The following is a 19,090-nucleotide window of genomic DNA, read 5'->3' as shown; positions in this document are numbered from 1 at the left end:
GCGTCCCTCCAGTCCAAAGCGCTCAGGCGGAGAAACCTGCCCAACAGTCCCGCCCGGCCAGCCGCTTGGTCAAACGAAAAAAAGGGAGGGTATGGATGAAACAAAGTTGATCCATGCTTGTCGCAAATTCGGTTTGCGAAAAGCGCTTGCCTACCTACTGATTGACTACCAAATCAAATTCAAGGGGTCGGTGTATGCGCCAGGGGCAGATCATCCTTTCCATTGGCGGAGGCGGCTTTACTCATGGAACTGACCCGGATCTGGACGATTTCTGTCTGCAATTTCTGCCTCCGAGACCCGCTATCGGCTACCTGGGTTGGGCAAACAAAGATGATGAAACCCGGCTCTTGCGGTTCTACGCGCGATTTGAACACCAGGCAGGATCACTGTCCCACTTGCCTCTGGGGGCGTCACCTGCTCAGGTCTGTGCATGGGTTCAGGGCAAGGACCTGATTTATTTGGGGGGTGGAAACACCTCGGATTTGATCGCGGCAATCCAGGCCGCTGGAGCCCTTCCAATACTGCAATCTGCCAACGAGGCAGGTTGTGTCCTCGCTGGTGTCAGCGCTGGCGGTGTCTGCTGGTTCGAGTGGATCCTGTCTGATTCAGGCGGGCGCGGCTACGAACCGATTGCCGGGCTATCGTTGGCCAAGGGAGGTATATGCCCACACTTCAGTTCGGAACCTGACCGCAAGTCCAGGTTTGAGCATACGCTTCTAGGATGTGGCGGCGGAACAGCGATTGCCGTGGATGACAGCGCTTGCCTGGTCACACTGAACGGTATTGCACGAAGCTATTTCTCGGCGCGATCGGACCGTGCCGCGCATAGCCTTGCCGTGCAGGCGGGCCTCGTTACGTACAACCGATTGCCAGAGTTCTCTGCGGATTGCGTCTAAAGACTGCGCGCGCCCCCGGTCTCGGCTTCGAACCATTCACAAACCGTCCGGATTGCCGTGGACTCCCGCGCCTTCGGGCGCTCCAAAAGGTGAAAGGCACGTGCCGGGTTCAGGTCGATGTCAAAGGGCTTGATCAATTGTCCCTTGGCGACATCACCATCCATGAAAGGAAAAACACCCAGAGCGACGCCCTGCCCGTCTTTCACCGCGCGCTGAACCATGTTGGAATCGACAACCGTGAATTCGCTTTCGATTGCGACGTTCGGGCAGCCGGCCAATGCGAACCAGTTGTGCCATTCGCTATGATCGTGCTGATGGATTATCGTAAGGCGCGCCAACTGTGCAGGATTTGTCAGGGCGCCGACTTGCTCTGCCAGTTCCGGACTTATGATCGGGGAATAGCGCGCGTCGAGTAGTCTGGTCGACACAAGACCACGCCAATCTCCGAAACCCCAGTCAACGGCAAGATCGGTCTGGAGTTGTTTTGCATCGGTTATGCGGGATCCATGATGCACCAGAAGCTCGATCCTCGGGTGCTCCTTGCCAAACCGGGCCAACCGCGGCCCCAGCCAGCGGGATCCGAAAATCGGGCCGACGGCTATCGACACCGTGCGGCGCGGTTGGGCTACGTGTCGTTCGACCTCCCCCCGGATATCGTCGAAAGCGCGAGAAAGCACCTTCGAGAGCGAGCTTCCCTTCTCGGTAAGGCTGACTGCGCGCGTGTGGCGATGAAATAGTTTGAAGCCCCAATCCTTCTCCAGTTGCCGGATCTGATTGCTGACCGTTGTCGTGCTGACACACAGTTCTTCAGCCGCAGCCTTGAAACTCAGGTGCCGCGCCGCGGACTCAAAGGTTCGAAGCGCCGTCAGAGGCAGTCTTCTCGAAGATCGAGTCACAATAATCCCCGTCATAGATGAAAATTATGCAATCCATAGCGCTCGGAAATCTCGTTTGTCAAAGACAATACAAGGCAAGACCTTCGACCTATTGGAAACACGCGACCTTGTCCGGGCCGGGTCGCGCAACTTGGGTGCTGTGCCATGAAAATCGCTATCTTCGGTGCCGGAGCGATGGGATCGGTCTACGCTGCGCGGTTCGCAGAGGCTGGCTTTGACGTCATTGCCGTTGATCTCTGGGCCGATCACATCGCAGCAATCGCCAAATCCGGGCTGCGTCTGGAAGGCCCGGATGGTGATCGGGTTGTTTCGGGCATCACCGCTTCGATAGACGTGTCACATGCGCAGGGCGCTGAGCTTTTTATCATCGCAACCAAGGCGGCGGGTGTTGCCGACGCGGCACGCGCTGTCCGGGAGGTTTTGGCACCCGGGGCGACCGTGCTGACAATCCAGAACGGGCTTGGGGCCGGGGAAAGGCTACGTGAGCATCTGCCGGATAGCGCGATCCTTCTGGGCGTCGCTGACGGGTTCGGGGCTTCGATTCCAGAGCCGGGCCATGTGCGCCATACCGCGATGAAAATGATCCGGCTCGGCGAGCTTACGGGCGGCGAGACGGACCGGCTGGGCAGAGTTGTGGACATCTGGCAGCGGGCCGGTTTCCAGGTGCAGGCCTTTGCCGACATCCATCAACTGGTTTGGGAAAAGCTCCTGTGCAATGTGACCCTGTCGGCTCCCTGCACCGTGCATAACTGCACCGTGGGCGAATTGATGGATAGCCCTGAATTTTGGTCCGAAGCGCTCGCCGCCATGTCAGAGGCTTATGCCTGCGGCATAGCACGCGGCGTTGCGTTTTCCTTCGACGACCCCAAGGCCTATGTCACGGCCTTCGCCGAACTTGTTCGCCATGCCAGCCCGTCGATGCGGCTCGATCATCTTGCTGGTCGCGCTTCGGAAATCGACTTTATCAACGGGGCGATCCCCCCAATTGGCCGGCAATACGGGATCGCGACCCCCGTCAACGACAGGCTGAGCGCCGAGGTGCGCGTGCGTGAGGCCGCATTCGAGGGGGCGTCAAGATGAGGATCGCCAGCTTCCTAGTGGAAGGCCAACCAACCTATGGGCTTGTCACGCCCGCAGGCATCAAGCCTGTGTCGTCCATGTTTTCGGCGCAATACCCAGATCTTCGCTCCGTGCTGTCGGCGGGCAAGCTGGCAGATATCCCGGACAATTGCCAGTCAACCGCGTTCGATCCGGAAGACCTCGTCTTCCTGCCGCCTATTCCCGCTCCGTCCAAAATACTCTGCGTCGGGCTGAACTATCGTAAGCCCTACCCGGTTGCCGGGCAAACCGTGCAAGCCGACAACATCGTGATCTTCGGCCGCCACGACGATACGCTGATCAGCCACAAAGCTCCGCTGGAGATGCCCAAGGGCGAGGCGGCGGCAACTTTCGACTTCGAAGGCGAGATTGTCGCGGTCATCGGCAAGACCTGCCGCCATGCAACCGAGGTCGACGCGCTTTCATATGTCGCCGGCTTTTCCTGCATGAACGAGGGATCGGTGCGAGGCTGGCAAAAACATTCCGTCCATGCCGGCAAGAATTTCTTTGCGTCCGGTTCTTGGGGGCCATGGCTGACCACGGCAGACGAAGCTGGACCGATCGAGAAGATGACTCTCGTGACGCGCGTAAACGGGACGGTCATGCAGCAGGCGACCGGGGCGGAGATGATTCATTCCGTGCCGAAACTGATCGCATATTTGTCGAACATCACCCGTCTCAATCCCGGTGACGTGATCGCAACCGGTTCTCCGGACGGGACCGGCGGAAGCCGAACACCACCTGCATTTTTGAAACCTGGCGATGTGATCGAGGTCGAAGTCACGACCATTGGCACGTTGCGCAATCATGTGGCCGAATGACCGGCTTCGGAACAAGGACGACACCCATGCATCCCGATCTCAAGAAACTCCGTTTCTCGGTGAAACCCTTCCCAGTTGAAGGGAACCGCCCCGTCGAACTTGCCCGAACAATGGCCGTTCATCCGTTGACCTACCAGGAACTGCCCTTTGAGCCGGAATACTCTCTTTACGCCGGCCGCCTGACCCCGGAGAAAATGACCAATGCCACACCTGACGAGATGTACTGGGCGGCTCGGCAGGGTATCATTCTGCGGCACACCGGCGAACACCCGTTCGAGATCGCGGGGCCCGATGCGCTGAAACTCCTGCAACGGATTTTTCCGCGCGATGTGTCCAAAGTGAAGACCGGACGCTGCTCCTACCAGTTTGCCTGCTACCACGATGGGGGAATGATCACCGACGGGCTGCTTCTGCGCGTGGCCGATGACCGCTTCTGGTTCGCGCAGGCCGATGGCGATCTCTTCTCGTGGTACATGGCACACTCCGCTGGTCTGGATGTCACGATCAGCGACCCCGAGGTCTGGGTCAGCCAGATCCAGGGACCCCATTCCATGAAGCTGCTGGCACATCTGCTGGATGGTGCGATGCCGAACCCCTGGCGCTATTTCGACTGGGCCGAGGTGAGCATGGCGGGACAGAAGGTCATCATCAGTCGCACGGGGTTCACCAACGAACTCGGATGGGAAATTTATTTCCGGCCCGAAAATGATATCGAGATGCTGGGTGATCTGATCCTCGCCGAAGGTACAAAGATTGGCATGCTCCTGACCGCGACGCCCGGTTTCCGGGGACGCCGGATCGAGGCGGGGCTCTTGTCCGCGGGCCAGGATTTCACCCGGAACACGACACCGTTTTCTGTCGGCCTCGGCAAATTCATCGACTTCGACTGTGGTGAATTTATCGGGCGCGATGCGCTTCTTGCGGCCGACCGAACCTGCCGCACCTGGGGACTTCGAGTCGAGGGCAGCATCGCCTTACGCGGGCGAACCTTGTATCAGGGTGGGCAAGAGATCGGGCGGGTGACTTCGAGCACCTGGTCCCCATATCAGGTTTGCGGCATCGGTATCGTTCATCTCGACCAGGATGCGCAGGGGCCGGGGACAATTGTTGAGGTTGAATGCACCGATGGGGCGCGCCACCGCGGCGAACTCTGTACCCTGCCGATGTATGATCCGAAGGGTGAAATCGTCCGTGGCATCAATACGACCATCCCGGACGGCCCCAATCCATGGGCGGGCGTAAGGCATGACCTTGCAACTGTCCAAAGCGCCTGATCGGCAAAGCTAGAAAGATGTCGGGTTCCCCGGAATTGCGGAACGTGTCGCTTGTCGATCGTTTCGACCTGAGCAAGAAAACCGTCCTGTTGTCCGGAACGCAGGCCCTGGTCCGTGCGACCCTGATGCAACGCGCCCGTGATGCGGCAGCGGGGATTGATACGGCGGGTTATGTGACAGGCTACCGTGGGTCGCCCCTTGGAGCCGTTGACGAGGCGTTTAGAAAAGCGGCCCCGCTGCTGGAGCCTGCTCACATCAGATTCCAAGCTGGGCTGAACGAAGATCTTGCCGCAACGGCCTTGTGGGGTACCCAACAGGCTGAATTGCGCGGAGAAGGTCTGCACAAGGGGGTATTCGGGCTTTGGTACGGTAAAGGCCCCGGCGTCGACAGGTCAGGAGACGTTTTCCGCCACGCGAACCTGGCGGGCACGTCCCCGCTGGGAGGAGTCCTGGTCGCAGCGGGCGACGACCATACCTGTGAAAGCTCGACGACGTGCCATCAATCCGAACTCGCACTCATTGACGCCATGATCCCGATTCTGTCGCCAGCTGGAGTGCAGGAGTTGCTTGATTTCAGTTTGCACGGTTGGGCGCTGAGCCGGTTCAGTGGGTGCTGGGTCAGCCTGAAATCGGTGAAGGATACGATTGAGGCGACCGCCGTCGTCAATGGTGACCCTTTCCGCGTTGACATCAAGCTCCCCAAGACACCTGACGGGTCCGGCCTCAGCATTCGTTTGGGTGACACGCCGCAGAACCAGGAAGCCCGACTGCACCAATCCAAGAATCCGGCTGTTCAAGCCTATGTCCGCGAAAACCGGATCGACCGGCGCGTGCACGGAGCGCCCGGCGCTCGGGTTGGATTGGTCGCCTCGGGCAAGAGTTGGCTCGACCTTGTTCACGCACTCGAACTGCTCGATCTGGACGATGATGCACTGCAGCAAATCGAGGTTACCACCTACAAGGTTGGTATGGTCTGGCCACTCGAGCCCCAATGTTTGAAGGAATGGAGTGTCGGCCTCGATCACGTCATCGTGGTCGAGGAAAAGCGTCCAGTCCTGGAACCCCAGGTTCGGGAAATCGTGCCTGTTGGGACAACAGTGCTGGGCAGCAAAGACAAGAACGGCCTACCCCTGTTTCGCTCCATCCTCGACCTTGACCCGTCAAGGATTGCGGTAGCTCTCGTCCACGCTTTTGAACAGATCGGCGTCAAGACGGGCCCCCTCCTGGAGCGCGCCGCGGTCCTGCGCAATCTGGCACCTGATGATACGATCCACGATGCAGTGGAACGCAAGCCTTGGTTCTGTGCGGGCTGTCCCCATAACAGTTCCACCCGCCTGCCAGAAGGGGCTCGTGCCTATGCCGGCATTGGCTGCCACTACATGGCGCAATGGATGGAACGGGAGACCAGCGGCCATGCGCACATGGGCGGTGAAGGGGCTAACTGGGTGGGGGAGGCTCTTTTCTCGAAACGCGCACATGTTTTCCAGAACATGGGCGATGGAACCTATAACCACTCCGGCAATCAGGCGATCAGGGCTGCGGTCTACGCTGGCACGAACATCACATTCAAGATCCTCTACAATGATGCCGTTGCCATGACAGGTGGTCAGCAACACGAAGGCGCCATGACCCCCTATCAAATTGGGGCGGAGTTGCTGGCCTTCGGGGTCAAGAAAGTTGTGGCTGTCATCGACGAAAAAGAACCTATGCCACGGCTACCGTCGGGGATTGAAGTCAGATCACGCGATCAGCTCAACAGCGTGCAGAAAGAATTGCAAGGCATCAAGGGCGTGACAGCGATCCTCTACGTTCAGACATGCGCTGCGGAGAAAAGAAGACGCCGAAAGCGTGGCAAGTTGGCTGATCCGGATCAGATGGTCATCATCAATCCCGCCGTTTGTGAAGGCTGCGGCGATTGCGGAAAGGCGTCGAATTGCGTGGCAATCCTGCCGCTCGATACCCCGTATGGCCGAAAACGACAGATCGATCAGTCAGCTTGCAACATGGACTTTTCATGCCTGCGGGGCTTTTGCCCCAGCTTTGTCACCCTCTCCGGGGCACGACCCAAGGCATCGGCCTCCGCCAAAGTGAAGCTTCCCGACCTGCCCTATCCCGCGCTGCCTGTTCTGGATCGGCCGTGGAACATGTTGATCACGGGAGTCGGAGGAACTGGTGTCGTCACAATCGGCGCGCTTCTTTCTATGGCGGCCCATCTTGAAGGCAAGGGTGCGGCCGAATTGCAGATGGCTGGCCTGGCGCAGAAAGGCGGCGCAGTGTCCATACATTGCCGGATTGCGCCCAGCCCTGAAGATATTTCTGCCACCCGGTTGACAACCGGCGAGGCGGACGCGGTCATTGCCGGCGATCTGGTGGTCGCGTCCAGCCAGAAGTCGCTTGCCCTGATGTCACCCGATCGAACACGAGTCGTTGCGAATTCCGCCACGGCCATGACTGGCCAGTTTGCCCTAGACCCGGATTTCACCATTCCGGATAGTGATCTCTCGCAGCGGATCGCGCTTCGAGTAGGCCAGGAGGCTATTGCAAAGATTAACGCTTCTGAGGCGGCACGGACCTATCTGGGCGACAGCATCTACAGCAATGTGGTGCTTCTCGGGGCCGCCTGGCAAGCTGGCCTGGTGCCACTGAGCCACGCGGCCTTGCGAAAGGCAATCGAACTGAATGGGGCGAATGTCGACGCAAATCTCGCGGCTTTTGAAACCGGGCGTTACGTCCAGTCGGGATTCTCAGATCCCAATGCCCGAGCGGGCAAAGAAGAAACACTTGCGGAAAAGACCGATCGTCTCTGTTCCTTCCTTCTCGACTATCAGGGGCCGGGCTTGAAAGCGCGGTTTCTTCGGTTGGTGGAGCGAGCAAAACTAGTAGAAGCGGAAAAGGGTGTCACTGGCTTGGCAAATGCGGTTGCAGACGGGTACTTCAAGCTCCTGACCTACAAGGATGAATACGAGGTTGCGCGCCTGCATCTATGCCATCTGGACCAGATGCTCGCGGAAGAGTTTTCCTCTGTCCGGCGCGTGACTTTTCATCTGGCCCCTCCACTGTTCAGCGGTACCGGTGAGGACGGACGCCCGAAGAAACGAGCTTTCGGCCCGTGGATACGACATGTCTTTTGGATTCTGACGATGATGAAAGGGCTGCGCGGAACTCCTTTTGACCCATTCGGACATACAGCCGAGAGGCGGTTTGAGCGGCAGTTGATCCTCGACTACGAATTCGACATCGAACGCGCGATTGAGGTGGTCTCACGTCAAAATGTCGAGACGGTCATCGAGCTTGCAAGGGTGCCTGAGATGATAAGGGGCTTTGGCCACGTAAAAGCCAAGAATGCCGAGTGTGCAAACGGGAACAGGACTCATCTACTATGTGGTCTGGGTTTGATCTAGGTTGACACACTCGACGGTTCTCGCAGTGACTTCCTTGTTTACCACACTGTTGCGCGCGAGAGACTGAAGCGGATCAATGCAAATACCGCCTGAATTCGCTAGGAGAATGCAACTTGGGTCGCCGTCGAGGCCAGAGCTACCCGACAGAGCGACCTTTCCATGCAAGTTGTGCTGTCCTGACCAATGGCGTCAGCAAATATGCTCCAAAGGCCAATGGTATCACCTTCTGCTTGGTCAAAGTGACGATGTTCGTGGCATCCACCAGTCCTTGGGAAATCTCGGGGAACTGGAAATTCATGGCGAATAATCCGATGTTCTCGATCAAGTCGAGCAGTCCGAAGGCCACCGGTCCGAAAGCGAAGGCCCAGATCAGCCAGGTTTTTCGAAAAGTCTGCCGCGCGATCAGGTATCCTGCGAACGCCAGCATCAGCGGCCAGACGGTATCGAAGACGGTGGAGCGCATGTAAAAAGCCCGACCGAGCGCGCCCGGGCCATCAAAGAAGGCGAAAACTTCTGCATGGTCGTAGCCATCGAACCTTAGGTCCAGGTAGATGTCAGGTGCCAGGAAGTCCTTCAGTGGCTGGACATAGATCAGGTAAAGTCCAAATACGATCAGTGTGCTGACCCAGAGCGCGATTACACTGCGCCAGGAGGTCCGAGGGATCATTCCGAGGTCCCCCGAATTCTACGTAGTGTCCAAAGCACGATCCCGATGACCAGCGGCGACATGCCGATGACAAGAAGCCCGTTCTTGATCAGGCTCAACGCGGAACTGACCTGCACAAGACCGTCCGGCACTTCAGGAAATGCGCGCGCGATCAGGAAGAGCGTCACATTCTCTGCATAGTCACCAAAGCCACCCAACAGGGGCATCAGGCACACCCAAGCCGGTCCTCGATCCCGCCACAGGAGATAGGTGAGCGCTGCCGCGACAAGCGAATAAAGTGCTGGGTTGAACACATCGAGAATCTGAATGCGGTTATAGAGCGACATTCCCTCAGGTCCGTAACTGCCCAGAATCTCGCTTACCCGGTCCGGGGAATACCCCTGTTCGAAGTCGAGGATTCCATAGCCGCCGCTGATGTCGGAAAGCTGGCCGAGCGTCAGAAGGATCGTTCCGAAAACGACAGCATAGGCTAGCAACAGAACGGTCAATCCTCGTCTCGTCGCGAGTTTACTTACAAGTGCCACCATGTGAGGTCCTCGAAATGACAGTTGTGTCAGATAAAAATGACAGGTATGTCATTTATGGGGTCGGCACAAGGAAAAACTTCTTGAACGTAGAACTGGACAATCTCACTCCAAAGGCTCGCCGAACGCGGGCTGCCTTGATCGACGCTGCCAGGTCTTTGATAGGCCGCGAGGGCACAACAGGGGTGAACGTGATGACGGTCTGCGCGGAGGCAAATGTCGGGCGTACGTCGTTTTATAACTACTTTGAGGACATCGACGTTCTAATTGCCGCTGTGGCACTTGAGGCCGCCGCTGATATCAAGGCGCGCTTTGACCAAATGCACCGGGAACAGCCGCGTGGTCGGAAGCGATTGAGGAATTGTCTCGACATGATGCTGTCGCTCGCAGGAACGGACCACGACACGGTCTTGCTATTGACGTCACTGGCGCACACGACGCCGGAAATTTCAGCGATGATTGAAACTGAGATCGCTGCTGAACTCATGGCTGAGACGCCTGCAAATGGACACGGTACCGAGCCGCTCGCCCGCTTTCTAACCGTCACGACCCTGGCACTTGCCCGCCACATGGCGACGGAGACCATCCCCAAGGACGACGTAGATCAATATTTGGCATTCCTCTTGAGAGCCTGCGACGAGCCTCTCGAGTAGGGAATGAGTGTTAATCTCGATGTCCGGGCTTTACAGGCGGATTGGGCTCACCCATAGTTTGGCGTGACAGATCTATTTGCCTGCGCGCCAAATCCTGAAACGTCCTTGCCCCGAAATTTCCTGCACCAGCCCCATCTCGTCCATCAGCGTCAGATTACGTTGTACTGCGGCTCGGCTGGCACCGGTCAAGATCTCAGCCAGCGGTCGATTTGGTCAGCCACTCGCGCCCCTTCAGCATTGCGTTCCAGTAGACCCATGGAAGAACTGACTTCTTCAGAAACCATGCTGACCGCCGCGGTTTCGCCGAGTCCCATGGGAAAGTCGGCATGACTTTGCCGCCGTAACCGAACTCTGCCAGGATTATTTTGCCGTTCTCGACCGTTAGCGGGCACGACCCGTACCCATCATAGATCGGCGCCAGGGCGGCACCCTTCATCCGAGCGATCAGGTTTTCGGCTACGATCGGAGCCTGTTTACGGGCGGCAGCTGCGGTTTTCGCATTCGGTGTCGACGTGACATCGCCCAACCCGAAGATATTGTCGAACTTGGTGTGCTGCAACGTGGCCTGATCCACATCGACCCATCCGCCTGCACCCGCCAGCGGGCTTGCCGCGATGAAATCGGGAGCGCATTGCGGCGGGCAGACATGGATCATGTCGAACTTGCGCTCGACGATTTCGGGTTCTGTACTTTCTCTAGTAACGTTGAACCAGGCAGTCTTGGCGGGGCCGTCGATCTTGACCAGGTTATGTCCAAAATCGAGGTCGATACCGTATTTCTTCACGTATTTCATGAGCGGTGGCACATAAGTCGCGCAGCCGAATAGAACCGGCCCGGCGTTGCAGAACGCCACGTTCATGTCGCCCAGCTTGCCCGCCCGCATCCAGGCATCGCAGGACAGGTACATCGCCTTTTGTGGCGCGCCCGCACATTTGATCGGCATCGGCGGCTGGGAAAAGATCGCTTGTTTGCCCGACATTTCCTGCACCAGTTTCCAGGTGTAGGGTGCCAGGTCGAACCGATAGTTGGAGGTGACCCCGTTTTTGCCCAGTGTTTCCGACAGACCCTCAACGGCATCCCAGTCCAGTTTCAGTCCCGCGGCCACGACCAAGAAATCATAGCCGATGATCGTTCCGTCATTCAGCGCTATGGTATTGGCGTCGGGCTGAAATGTCGCGACCGCGCCCTTTATTCGCTTTATGTCGCTGGGCCAGACCGAGTCCATGCTCCTCACGGTCTGCTCTTTCGAGAAAACACCGCAGCCCACCATTGTCCAGCCAGGCTGGTAAAAATGCTGGTCTGCCGGTTCGACGATCGCGATGTCGAGCGATCCGTCGCGTTTTTTCAGGCTAGTTGCAGTCGCGATTCCTCCGGCGCCGCCCCCGACAATCAGAACTTGGTGGTGTTTGGTCATGTTGTTGTCTCCCCTTCGCTGATCCACAGGCCCTCAAAGGCGGTTGATTGGCACTTTCAAATAAGTGTTTCCGTCTTCCTCGGCTGGTGGCATCCGACCCGCGCGCATGTTCACCTGGATCGACGGAATGATGAGTCTTGGCATGGCAAGCTGGGCATCACGCTTTGTCCGGAATTCGACGAATTCGGTTTCCGATTTGCCTCCGCCGACATGGATGTTGCTGGCCTTCTGCTCGGCGACCGTGGTCTCCCAACAAAAGGTGTCACGAGTCGCGGTCTTGTAATCGTGGCACAAGAACAGGCGCGTTGTGTCGGGCAGTGCGAGGATACGCTGTATCGAGTTGTAGAGGTCAGTGGCCGACCCGCCCGGGAAATCGGCACGGGCAGTGCCGAAATCCGGCATGAACAGCGTGTCACCGATGAAGGCGGCATCGCCGATAACATAGGTTACACAGGCGGGCGTGTGGCCCGGTGTGTGCATGACCACAGCGTCGAGGTTTCCGATGGCAAAACAGTCGCCATCGGCGAACAGGCGGTCGAACTGGCTGCCGTCCATCTCGAATTCAGTGCCTGCGTTGAAAATCTTGCCAAAGACCTCCTGCACCGACGAGATGTTGACGCCGATCGCGATCTTACCACCCAGTTGCTGTGCCAGATACGGTGCTGCCGACAGATGATCCGCGTGGACATGGGTTTCAATGATCCATTTCAGCGCCCAGCCGTTGGACCGGATGGTCGCGATCAGGTTGTCAGCGTGCCGGGTATGCGTGCGGCCCGACGCGTGGTCGAAATCTAGAATGGAATCGATCACCGCACAGGCATTGGATGATGGATCCTTGACGATGTAGCAGGCCGCGTTGGTGGCTTCGTCAAAAAAGCTGTGTACCTCAGGTATTGTTTGTCGCACGCGTTAGAACTCAACGACTGCGCGAATGGACTTTCCTTCGTGCATCAGGTCAAAGCCATGGTTGATCTGGTCCAGCGACAGCTTGTGTGTGATCATCGGGTCGATCTCGATTTTACCGTCCATGTACCAATCAACGATCTTTGGAACGTCTGTCCGGCCAGACGCGCCACCAAATGCAGTGCCACGCCAGACCCGGCCGGTGACAAGCTGGAAGGGGCGTGTTGAAATTTCAGCACCCGCGGGCGCGACACCAATAATGATGCTCTCGCCCCAGCCCTTGTGCGCAGACTCAAGCGCGGTGCGCATGACGTTCACGTTCCCCGTGGCATCGAAGGTATAATCCGCCCCGCCGCCCGTCAGTTCGATCAGATGAGCAACAAGATCGCCGTCCACGTCCGAGGGATTCACGAAATCGGTCATTCCGAACTGTTTGCCCATTTCGGCCTTGCTGTTGTTGAGGTCGACGCCGACGATCTGATCGGCACCCGCCAACCGCAGCCCCTGAATCACATTCAGACCGATACCGCCCAGCCCGAACACAATCGCACGCGACCCGATCTCGACCTTGGCCGTATTGATTACCGCGCCAATACCTGTGGTGACACCACAGCCGATATAGCAAATCTTGTCGAACGGTGCGTCCTTGCGGACCTTGGCCAGCGCAATCTCGGGCACAACCGTATGGTTGGCGAAGGTCGAACACCCCATGTAGTGGTGGATCGGCGTGCCATCCAGCATGGAAAACCGCGTCGAGCCATCGGGCAACAGGCCCGCGCCTTGCGTCGCGCGGATCGATTGGCAGAGGTTGGTCTTAGGGTTCAGGCAGTATTCGCATTCCCGGCACTCTGGCGTGTAAAGCGGGATGACATGATCACCCACTTCCAACGATGTGACGCCCTCGCCAACCTCCACCACGATACCAGCGCCCTCATGGCCCAAAATGGCCGGGAAAATTCCTTCCGGGTCATCGCCCGATCGGGTGAATTCGTCGGTGTGGCAAAGGCCGGTTGCCTTGATCTCGACCAGCACCTCGCCAGCGCGGGGGCCTTCAAGGTTAACTTCCATCACTTCCAGCGGCTGTCCGGCGGCTACGGCAACGGCGGCTTTGGTACGCATTTGTCCCCTCCCAATTTTCGGCTTGCTTCGAATCGAAACATTCTCATAATTCGAGACACAGTCTCACAACTGGTAGTTTTCCGTCAACATGCATCTCGAACGTCTCATCAGTCTTCTAGAGGTCATCGCGGTCGCGGGACGGCCTTTATCGGCTGCCGAGGTACAAAGGGCCACCGGACTGCCCAAGCCCAGCTGCTATCGCCTTGTCCAAACACTGATCGATCAAAAACTGGTGGATCAGCCCGGTACAGACGGGAAGGTCGTGATCGGCGAGCGGCTGATCCGCATCGCTCTTTTGGGCAAATCGGATGCCGATGTGCGGCGCTGCGCGGCCCCGATCCTGAAAACGGCGGCGACCACCTTCAACGAAACGGTGTTTCTGGCGCGCTTCCGCGACAGCAAAGTCGAGATCATCCACGTCGAGACCCCCGACGATCCGGGGCGCGCGTTCATCCACCCCGGGCTAGGCGAACGACCGATGCACGCCTGTTCCTGTTCCAAGGCCATCGCGGCCTTCACCGAGCCCGAATTCCAGAATGCGATCCTGTCGGGCACTTTGCAGCAATATACCGAGCACACGAAAACCACCGAGGCCGCGCTGCGCGCGGAATTCACCAAGATCGTCGAACAGGGCTTTGCCGACTGTGACCAGGAAATCGACCTTGGCATCGCTAGCGTCGCGGCTCCGATTTCGATTGGCAATATCGGTGCAACCTTCAGTGTCGGCGCGGTCGGTCCGATCCGCCGGTTGGGACCCGATTACCGCCGCGACATCGGCGGGAGGCTCAAGGACATATCCGAGAAGATCAGCGGGGCCATTCAACTGTGCAACGTCGCGGAGGTATGACCAGGCTCCGCTTTTTCAATCCGCTGGACCTAGAATAACAGACCCCGAAATGGGGCGCACTCAATCACCAAGGGAGAAACCAAATGAACCTAAGACCGGACCCGACTTTCCACGCCACCCCCAAGCTCGCGATGGAGGCCCCTGCCGAAACGCTCGCCTTCACGCTGATGCTCAGCCCCGACGGATTACAGCCCGACGGTCTTGCCGTGGTCGACGTGGACCCCAAGTCGAAAACCTATTCCCAGATCGTGCATCAGGTCATCATGCCCAACAAGGGCGACGAGTTTCACCATTTCGGCTGGAATGCCTGTTCCTCAGCTCTTTCGCCGCTGACCGGCCACGCCTTCCTCGAACGGCGCTACCTGATCATCCCCGGTATCCGTTCGTCCCGCATTTACGTCATCGACGTCAAGGAACCGCTCAAGGCCAAGATCCACAAGATCATCGAACCCGAGGAAGTGTTCGAGAAAACCGGCTACTCCCGCCCGCACACCATTCATTGCGGCCCAGAGGGCATCTATGTCTCGACCCTTGGCGGTGGCGGCGAGGATGGCACTGACGGACCTCCGGGCATCTTCATCATGGATTGCGAGACCTTCGAGATCCTCGGCCGCTACGAAATGGACCGGGGCAAGCAGGACAAGCACTACGACTTCTGGTGGAACCTGCCACGTGACTACATGGTCAGCTCGGAATGGGGCCTGCCACCTCAGTTTGAAAACGGGATAGTGCCTGAGGATCTGCTGAGCAACAAATACGGCCATTCGATCCATTTCTGGAACCTGCGTGAGCGCAAGAACGTGCAGACCATCGACCTGGGTGAAAACCACCAGATGGCGCTCGAAATCCGGCCTGCACATGATCCGGCAAAGGACTACGGGTTCTGCGGGGTCGTTGTGGACACCACCAACCTGCAAGGCGCGATATTCACCTGGTGGCAAAAAGACGACGGCACCTTCGAGGCTAAGAAGACCATTACCATCGACCCGCGCCCCGAGAAGCCCGAGAACCTGCCGCCGCTGCTGCAGGGGTTCGAGGCGGTGCCGCCGTTGGTCACCGATATCGACCTGAGCCTCGATGACAAATATCTCTATGTCGCCTGCTGGGGCCAGGGCGAGATGCATCAATACGATGTTTCGGACCCGATGAACCCCAAGCTCACCGGCAAGGTCGAGATCGGTGGCATCGCGCGCGGGGCCAAGCACCCCAACGGCAAGGATTTCGTCTATGGGCCGCAGATGGTGGAAATCAGTCGCGACGGCAAGCGCGTCTACTGGACCAACTCGCTTTATTCGACATGGGATGATCAGTTCTATCCCGATGACGAAGGCGGCCAGATGGTGATGGCCAATGTCGGCGATGACGGCGGGCTGGAGCTCGACAAGGATTTCTATATCGAGTTCCCCAAAGGCTACCGGAGCCACCAGATCAGGCTGGAAGGCGGCGACTGCTCGACCGACAGCTTCTGCTATCCGTCCGTCTAATCGATGGGTGACATGACAACGGTGACAGCCCTTTGGTGGGCTGTCATTTTTTCTGGCTTCTACCACGGCATCAACCCCGGCATGGGCTGGCCACTGGCCGTATCGGCGGCGTTGATGGAGCGTCGCCGCATGGCGATGCCCAAGGCGCTGGCAATGCTGGCGCTTGGGCATTTCCTGGCGATGATAGGGATATTGCTGCCATTCTCCCTGATGCTCTTTCTCGTCGAATGGGAAATGCAGATTCGCGTCGGTGCCGGGTTGCTGGTTATTGCCATGGGAATCTATCTGCTGATCAATCGCAGGCATCCGAAGATATTGGCGCGTATTCATCCGGCACGCCTGGCTTTGTGGTCGTTTTTGGCGGCCATGGCGCATGGCGCCGGCCTGATGCTGGTGCCCATCTTTCTGGGAATCTGCGCGGTGGGCGCGGATGAAGCCGGCCATGCTGCCGCACAATCTCTGATGGGTAACAATGTCACGACCGCGTTCATCGTGGCATTTGTCCATACCTTCTCGATGACGATCGCCGGAGGCGTCGCCGCACTGACTGTTTACCTTTGGTTTGGGTTGAAATTCTTGTCGAAGACTTGGTTCAACCTCGATCTCGTCTGGGCACTGAGCCTCATTCTGGTTGGTGCTCTCGGAGTAGCTTCTGCCTATTTGGGGCATTGAATGTCGGCCACTTGGCATTCGGCCGCGGCGTGCAAGCAGTTTATGCTCACCCATAGTTTGGCGTGACAGATCTATTTGCATGCGCGCCAAATCCTGAAACGCCTTTGCCTCGAAACTTCCTGCACCAGTCCCATCTCGTCCATCAGTTTCAGATTACGTTGCACTGCGGCTCGGCTTGCATCGGTCGAGACCTCGGCCATAGGAGCCGAGATCAGTGGCCAGTCCGTGAAGACCTTGCGCAGAGCTGTCGGTGTGTGGCCAGACAGAATGGCCATCGCGTGTTTCGCCCGCGTTGACCATGTCTCGATATCGTCCAAGTGCCGCACGCGGTCAAAACGGTGCTTTCCGGGGCAAAGCGGCAGTCTTGGCACCGAAAGGTGCTGAGAAGGTCAACAACGTTTGCCTCGACATCGACCATCCGGACATGGTCGCAGGCGGTGAAACTCTGTCGCTGGATGGCGCGGATGTTGGCGTGATCAACAGCCCCTGCTATTCGCACCGGATGAGCAAATCGCTGGCGCTTGCACATGTAGAGCCTAGCCTTTCGGTTGGCACCACGCTCATGGTGTCTGGCGACGGTCTGGAAACAACGGCCCGTATTGCCAGCAGCCCGGTCTACGACCCTGGCAAATTGCGCACACACGGCTAAGGCGTCCGGCCTTTTAACCTTAGACATATCCGACAGCCTTTAAGTAGTTCCAGCACTCTTCCGTTGAGAAGAGGTCACAGATTTCAGTGAGAGCGCTGATCGTTGGTCAACTCGGCGATGCTCGCGCGGTCTTTGAAGGAATTTATCTGAAAACCTAAAAAGGCCAACGGCCTGAAATCACGGTGGACGCGCCTTCAGGCCGTTGGAGGAAAACCCGCGAGTCGAGAAATGGTCCCGCAGGCTCGGGGAGCGTTTTCTCAGGCGACCACGAACATGTCTTTGTAGTGGTCACGCAGGATGTTCTTTTGAACCTTGCCCATGGTGTTGCGGGGTAGTTCATCCATCAGGATCAACTGGCGGGGATGCTTGAACCGCGCGAGGTTGTTGCGCACGGTGCCCATCATCGTATCCAGATCGGGGGACTGGCCCGGTTCGGCGACAATCACACCCAGAACGGTTTCGCCAAAGTCGGGATGAGGCACGCCAATGACGGCGCTTTCCAGAACTCCCGGCTGGTCATCCAGCACAAGTTCAATTTCCTTGGGGTAGATATTGTAGCCGCCCGAGATGATCAGGTCTTTGTTGCGACCCACGATCTGGACATAGCCATCCTCGTCAATCCGCCCCAGATCACCTGTAATGAAGAACCCGTTCTCGCGCAGTTCAGCGGCGGTTTTTTCCGGCATCTGCCAGTAGCCCTTGAACACGTTGGGCCCGCGCACCTCGATCTCTCCGATCTCGCCCAGAGGCAGGGCGTTGCCATCAGAGTCGCAGATTTTTAGTTCGACACCCGGAAGCGGGAACCCAACGGTGCCCGCACGACGTTCACCGCCATAGGGATTTGAAGTATTCATGTTGGTCTCGGTCATGCCGTAGCGTTCCAGAATCCGATGGCCGGTGCGCTCTTCGAATTGCACATGGGTTTCCGCCAGCAGAGGTGCGGAACCGGACACGAACAGGCGCATATGTTCGGTCAGTTCCTTTGTGAACCGATCGTCACCCAACAGTCGGGTATAGAAGGTCGGTACGCCCATCATCGTCGTGGCATTTGGCATCCGCCCGATGATCTCATCCAAATCAAACTTGGGCATGAATATGATGCTGCTGCCCGCAGCCAGTGTGACATTGGTTGCCACAAACAGTCCGTGAGTGTGAAAGATCGGCAGCGCGTGCAGCAGCACGTCGTCGGATGTAAAGCGCCATTCCTTGACTAGCGTTTGTGCATTCGACAACAAGTTGTTCTGGGTCAGCATCGCGCCTTTGGACCGGCCCGTCGTCCCCGAGGTGTAGAGGAACGCCGCCAGATCGTCACCATCGCGATCAACGGTTTCAAAACTGGCAGGCATGGTTGCGGCCTGATCCATCAGGCTGCCGCTGCCATCCGCGTTCAGAGTCTCCACTTGCGCGCCCAGTTGCGCTCCAACAGGGGCGAGTTTCGCTTCGCTGCGGCTGTCACAGACGATTAGCGAGGCCCCGCTGTTTTCGATGAAGTAGGTCAGCTCATCCACTGTGTAGGCAGTGTTGAGGGGCAGGAACACCAAACCCGCTTGCGCGCAGGCCGCATAGAGCGCCAGCGCTTCGGGTGATTTCTCTATCTGCGCCGCAACCCGGTCGCCGGGTTTCAAGTCCAGTTGCTTTGTCAGGTGGGCGATCTGTGCTGCGGTGCTCAGAAAGTCCTGATGGGTAATCACCGAACCGTCGAGCAGCTGCAAAAAAGGTGTGTCTTTACCGGCATGAGCGCCGAACAAACCGTCATAGAGAGGATTGGCCAT

Annotated in this window: 18 protein-coding genes; 10 read left to right on the top strand and 8 right to left on the bottom strand. The window is 58.0% G+C overall.

Annotated features, from left to right (window positions below; translation table 11 throughout):
* Window positions 1–194: 194 nt before the first annotated feature.
* Complete coding sequence (locus ACR0KC_RS15425) at window positions 195–896, top strand: Type 1 glutamine amidotransferase-like domain-containing protein (protein ID WP_480791410.1); 702 nt, start codon at window positions 195–197, stop codon at window positions 894–896.
* Here the strand turns inward: ACR0KC_RS15425 and ACR0KC_RS15420 are convergent.
* Window positions 893–1,792, bottom strand: a complete 900-nt coding sequence (locus tag ACR0KC_RS15420; RefSeq protein ID WP_480796354.1) for a LysR substrate-binding domain-containing protein — start codon at window positions 1,790–1,792, stop codon at window positions 893–895. The two genes, ACR0KC_RS15425 and ACR0KC_RS15420, sit on opposite strands and share 4 nt — an antisense overlap.
* Window positions 1,793–1,936: 144 nt before the next feature.
* Here ACR0KC_RS15420 and ACR0KC_RS15415 point away from each other — a divergent pair, with 144 nt between their 5' ends.
* The 4 genes from ACR0KC_RS15415 to ACR0KC_RS15400 are packed head-to-tail and all read left to right on the top strand — an operon-like array spanning window position 1,937 to window position 8,386.
* The gene (locus tag ACR0KC_RS15415) at window positions 1,937–2,872 is read left to right on the top strand and encodes a ketopantoate reductase family protein (protein ID WP_480791412.1); all 936 of its coding nucleotides are present in this window, start codon (window positions 1,937–1,939) and stop codon (window positions 2,870–2,872) included.
* Window positions 2,869–3,711, top strand: coding sequence for a fumarylacetoacetate hydrolase family protein (locus tag ACR0KC_RS15410; RefSeq protein WP_480791413.1), 843 nt, complete (start codon window positions 2,869–2,871; stop codon window positions 3,709–3,711). The genes ACR0KC_RS15415 and ACR0KC_RS15410 overlap by 4 nt, the downstream gene beginning before the upstream one ends.
* Before the next feature lie 26 nt (window positions 3,712–3,737).
* Window positions 3,738–4,985, top strand: a complete 1,248-nt coding sequence (locus tag ACR0KC_RS15405; protein ID WP_480791414.1) for an aminomethyl transferase family protein — start codon at window positions 3,738–3,740, stop codon at window positions 4,983–4,985.
* A gap of 17 nt (window positions 4,986–5,002) precedes the next feature.
* Window positions 5,003–8,386, top strand: coding sequence for an indolepyruvate ferredoxin oxidoreductase family protein (locus ACR0KC_RS15400; protein ID WP_480791415.1), 3,384 nt, complete (start codon window positions 5,003–5,005; stop codon window positions 8,384–8,386).
* 136 nt (window positions 8,387–8,522) lie between these two features.
* Here the strand turns inward: ACR0KC_RS15400 and ACR0KC_RS15395 are convergent, their stop codons facing one another.
* A complete protein-coding gene (locus ACR0KC_RS15395; protein ID WP_480791416.1) occupies window positions 8,523–9,053 on the bottom strand; it encodes a hypothetical protein in 531 nt (176 codons plus the stop codon).
* Window positions 9,050–9,541, bottom strand: a complete 492-nt coding sequence (locus ACR0KC_RS15390; protein WP_480791417.1) for a hypothetical protein — start codon at window positions 9,539–9,541, stop codon at window positions 9,050–9,052. The genes ACR0KC_RS15395 and ACR0KC_RS15390 overlap by 4 nt, the downstream gene beginning before the upstream one ends.
* Window positions 9,542–9,660: 119 nt before the next feature.
* Between ACR0KC_RS15390 and ACR0KC_RS15385 the strand changes: the two genes are divergently transcribed.
* Complete coding sequence (locus ACR0KC_RS15385; RefSeq protein WP_480791418.1) at window positions 9,661–10,230, top strand: TetR/AcrR family transcriptional regulator; 570 nt, start codon at window positions 9,661–9,663, stop codon at window positions 10,228–10,230.
* A 193-nt stretch (window positions 10,231–10,423) separates the two neighbouring features.
* Here ACR0KC_RS15385 and ACR0KC_RS15380 read toward each other — a convergent pair whose 3' ends face one another.
* The 3 genes from ACR0KC_RS15380 to ACR0KC_RS15370 are packed head-to-tail and all read right to left on the bottom strand — an operon-like array spanning window position 10,424 to window position 13,666.
* Window positions 10,424–11,644 (bottom strand): NAD(P)/FAD-dependent oxidoreductase, encoded by a 1,221-nt coding sequence (locus ACR0KC_RS15380; RefSeq protein ID WP_480791419.1) that lies wholly within the window; start codon window positions 11,642–11,644, stop codon window positions 10,424–10,426.
* A gap of 33 nt (window positions 11,645–11,677) precedes the next feature.
* The gene (locus ACR0KC_RS15375) at window positions 11,678–12,550 is read right to left on the bottom strand and encodes an MBL fold metallo-hydrolase (protein ID WP_480791420.1); all 873 of its coding nucleotides are present in this window, start codon (window positions 12,548–12,550) and stop codon (window positions 11,678–11,680) included.
* Window positions 12,551–12,553: 3 nt separating this feature from the next.
* The gene (locus tag ACR0KC_RS15370) at window positions 12,554–13,666 is read right to left on the bottom strand and encodes an S-(hydroxymethyl)glutathione dehydrogenase/class III alcohol dehydrogenase (RefSeq protein WP_480791421.1); all 1,113 of its coding nucleotides are present in this window, start codon (window positions 13,664–13,666) and stop codon (window positions 12,554–12,556) included.
* A gap of 88 nt (window positions 13,667–13,754) precedes the next feature.
* Between ACR0KC_RS15370 and ACR0KC_RS15365 the strand changes: the two genes are divergently transcribed.
* The 3 genes from ACR0KC_RS15365 (at window position 13,755) to ACR0KC_RS15355 (ending at window position 16,669) form a co-directional block, all read left to right on the top strand.
* Complete coding sequence (locus ACR0KC_RS15365) at window positions 13,755–14,513, top strand: IclR family transcriptional regulator (protein ID WP_480791422.1); 759 nt, start codon at window positions 13,755–13,757, stop codon at window positions 14,511–14,513.
* Window positions 14,514–14,596: 83 nt separating this feature from the next.
* Window positions 14,597–15,997: a selenium-binding protein SBP56-related protein gene (locus tag ACR0KC_RS15360; RefSeq protein WP_480791423.1), complete on the top strand. Its 1,401-nt coding sequence runs from the start codon at window positions 14,597–14,599 to the stop codon at window positions 15,995–15,997.
* 3 nt (window positions 15,998–16,000) lie between these two features.
* Window positions 16,001–16,669: a hypothetical protein gene (locus ACR0KC_RS15355; RefSeq protein ID WP_480791424.1), complete on the top strand. Its 669-nt coding sequence runs from the start codon at window positions 16,001–16,003 to the stop codon at window positions 16,667–16,669.
* A 71-nt stretch (window positions 16,670–16,740) separates the two neighbouring features.
* Here ACR0KC_RS15355 and ACR0KC_RS15350 read toward each other — a convergent pair whose 3' ends face one another.
* Window positions 16,741–16,986 (bottom strand): hypothetical protein, encoded by a 246-nt coding sequence (locus ACR0KC_RS15350; protein ID WP_480791425.1) that lies wholly within the window; start codon window positions 16,984–16,986, stop codon window positions 16,741–16,743.
* A gap of 47 nt (window positions 16,987–17,033) precedes the next feature.
* Here ACR0KC_RS15350 and ACR0KC_RS15345 point away from each other — a divergent pair, with 47 nt between their 5' ends.
* Window positions 17,034–17,318 carry a glycine cleavage T C-terminal barrel domain-containing protein gene (locus ACR0KC_RS15345; RefSeq protein WP_480796353.1) on the top strand — a complete coding sequence of 95 codons (285 nt, stop codon included), beginning with the start codon at window positions 17,034–17,036 and terminating at the stop codon, window positions 17,316–17,318.
* A gap of 257 nt (window positions 17,319–17,575) precedes the next feature.
* Here the strand turns inward: ACR0KC_RS15345 and ACR0KC_RS15340 are convergent, their stop codons facing one another.
* Window positions 17,576–19,090, bottom strand: a complete 1,515-nt coding sequence (locus ACR0KC_RS15340) for a malonate--CoA ligase (RefSeq protein ID WP_480791427.1) — start codon at window positions 19,088–19,090, stop codon at window positions 17,576–17,578.

This window comes from Ruegeria sp. CF3 (assembly GCF_056537365.1).
This window is presented reverse-complemented; position numbering and strand designations above follow the sequence as displayed.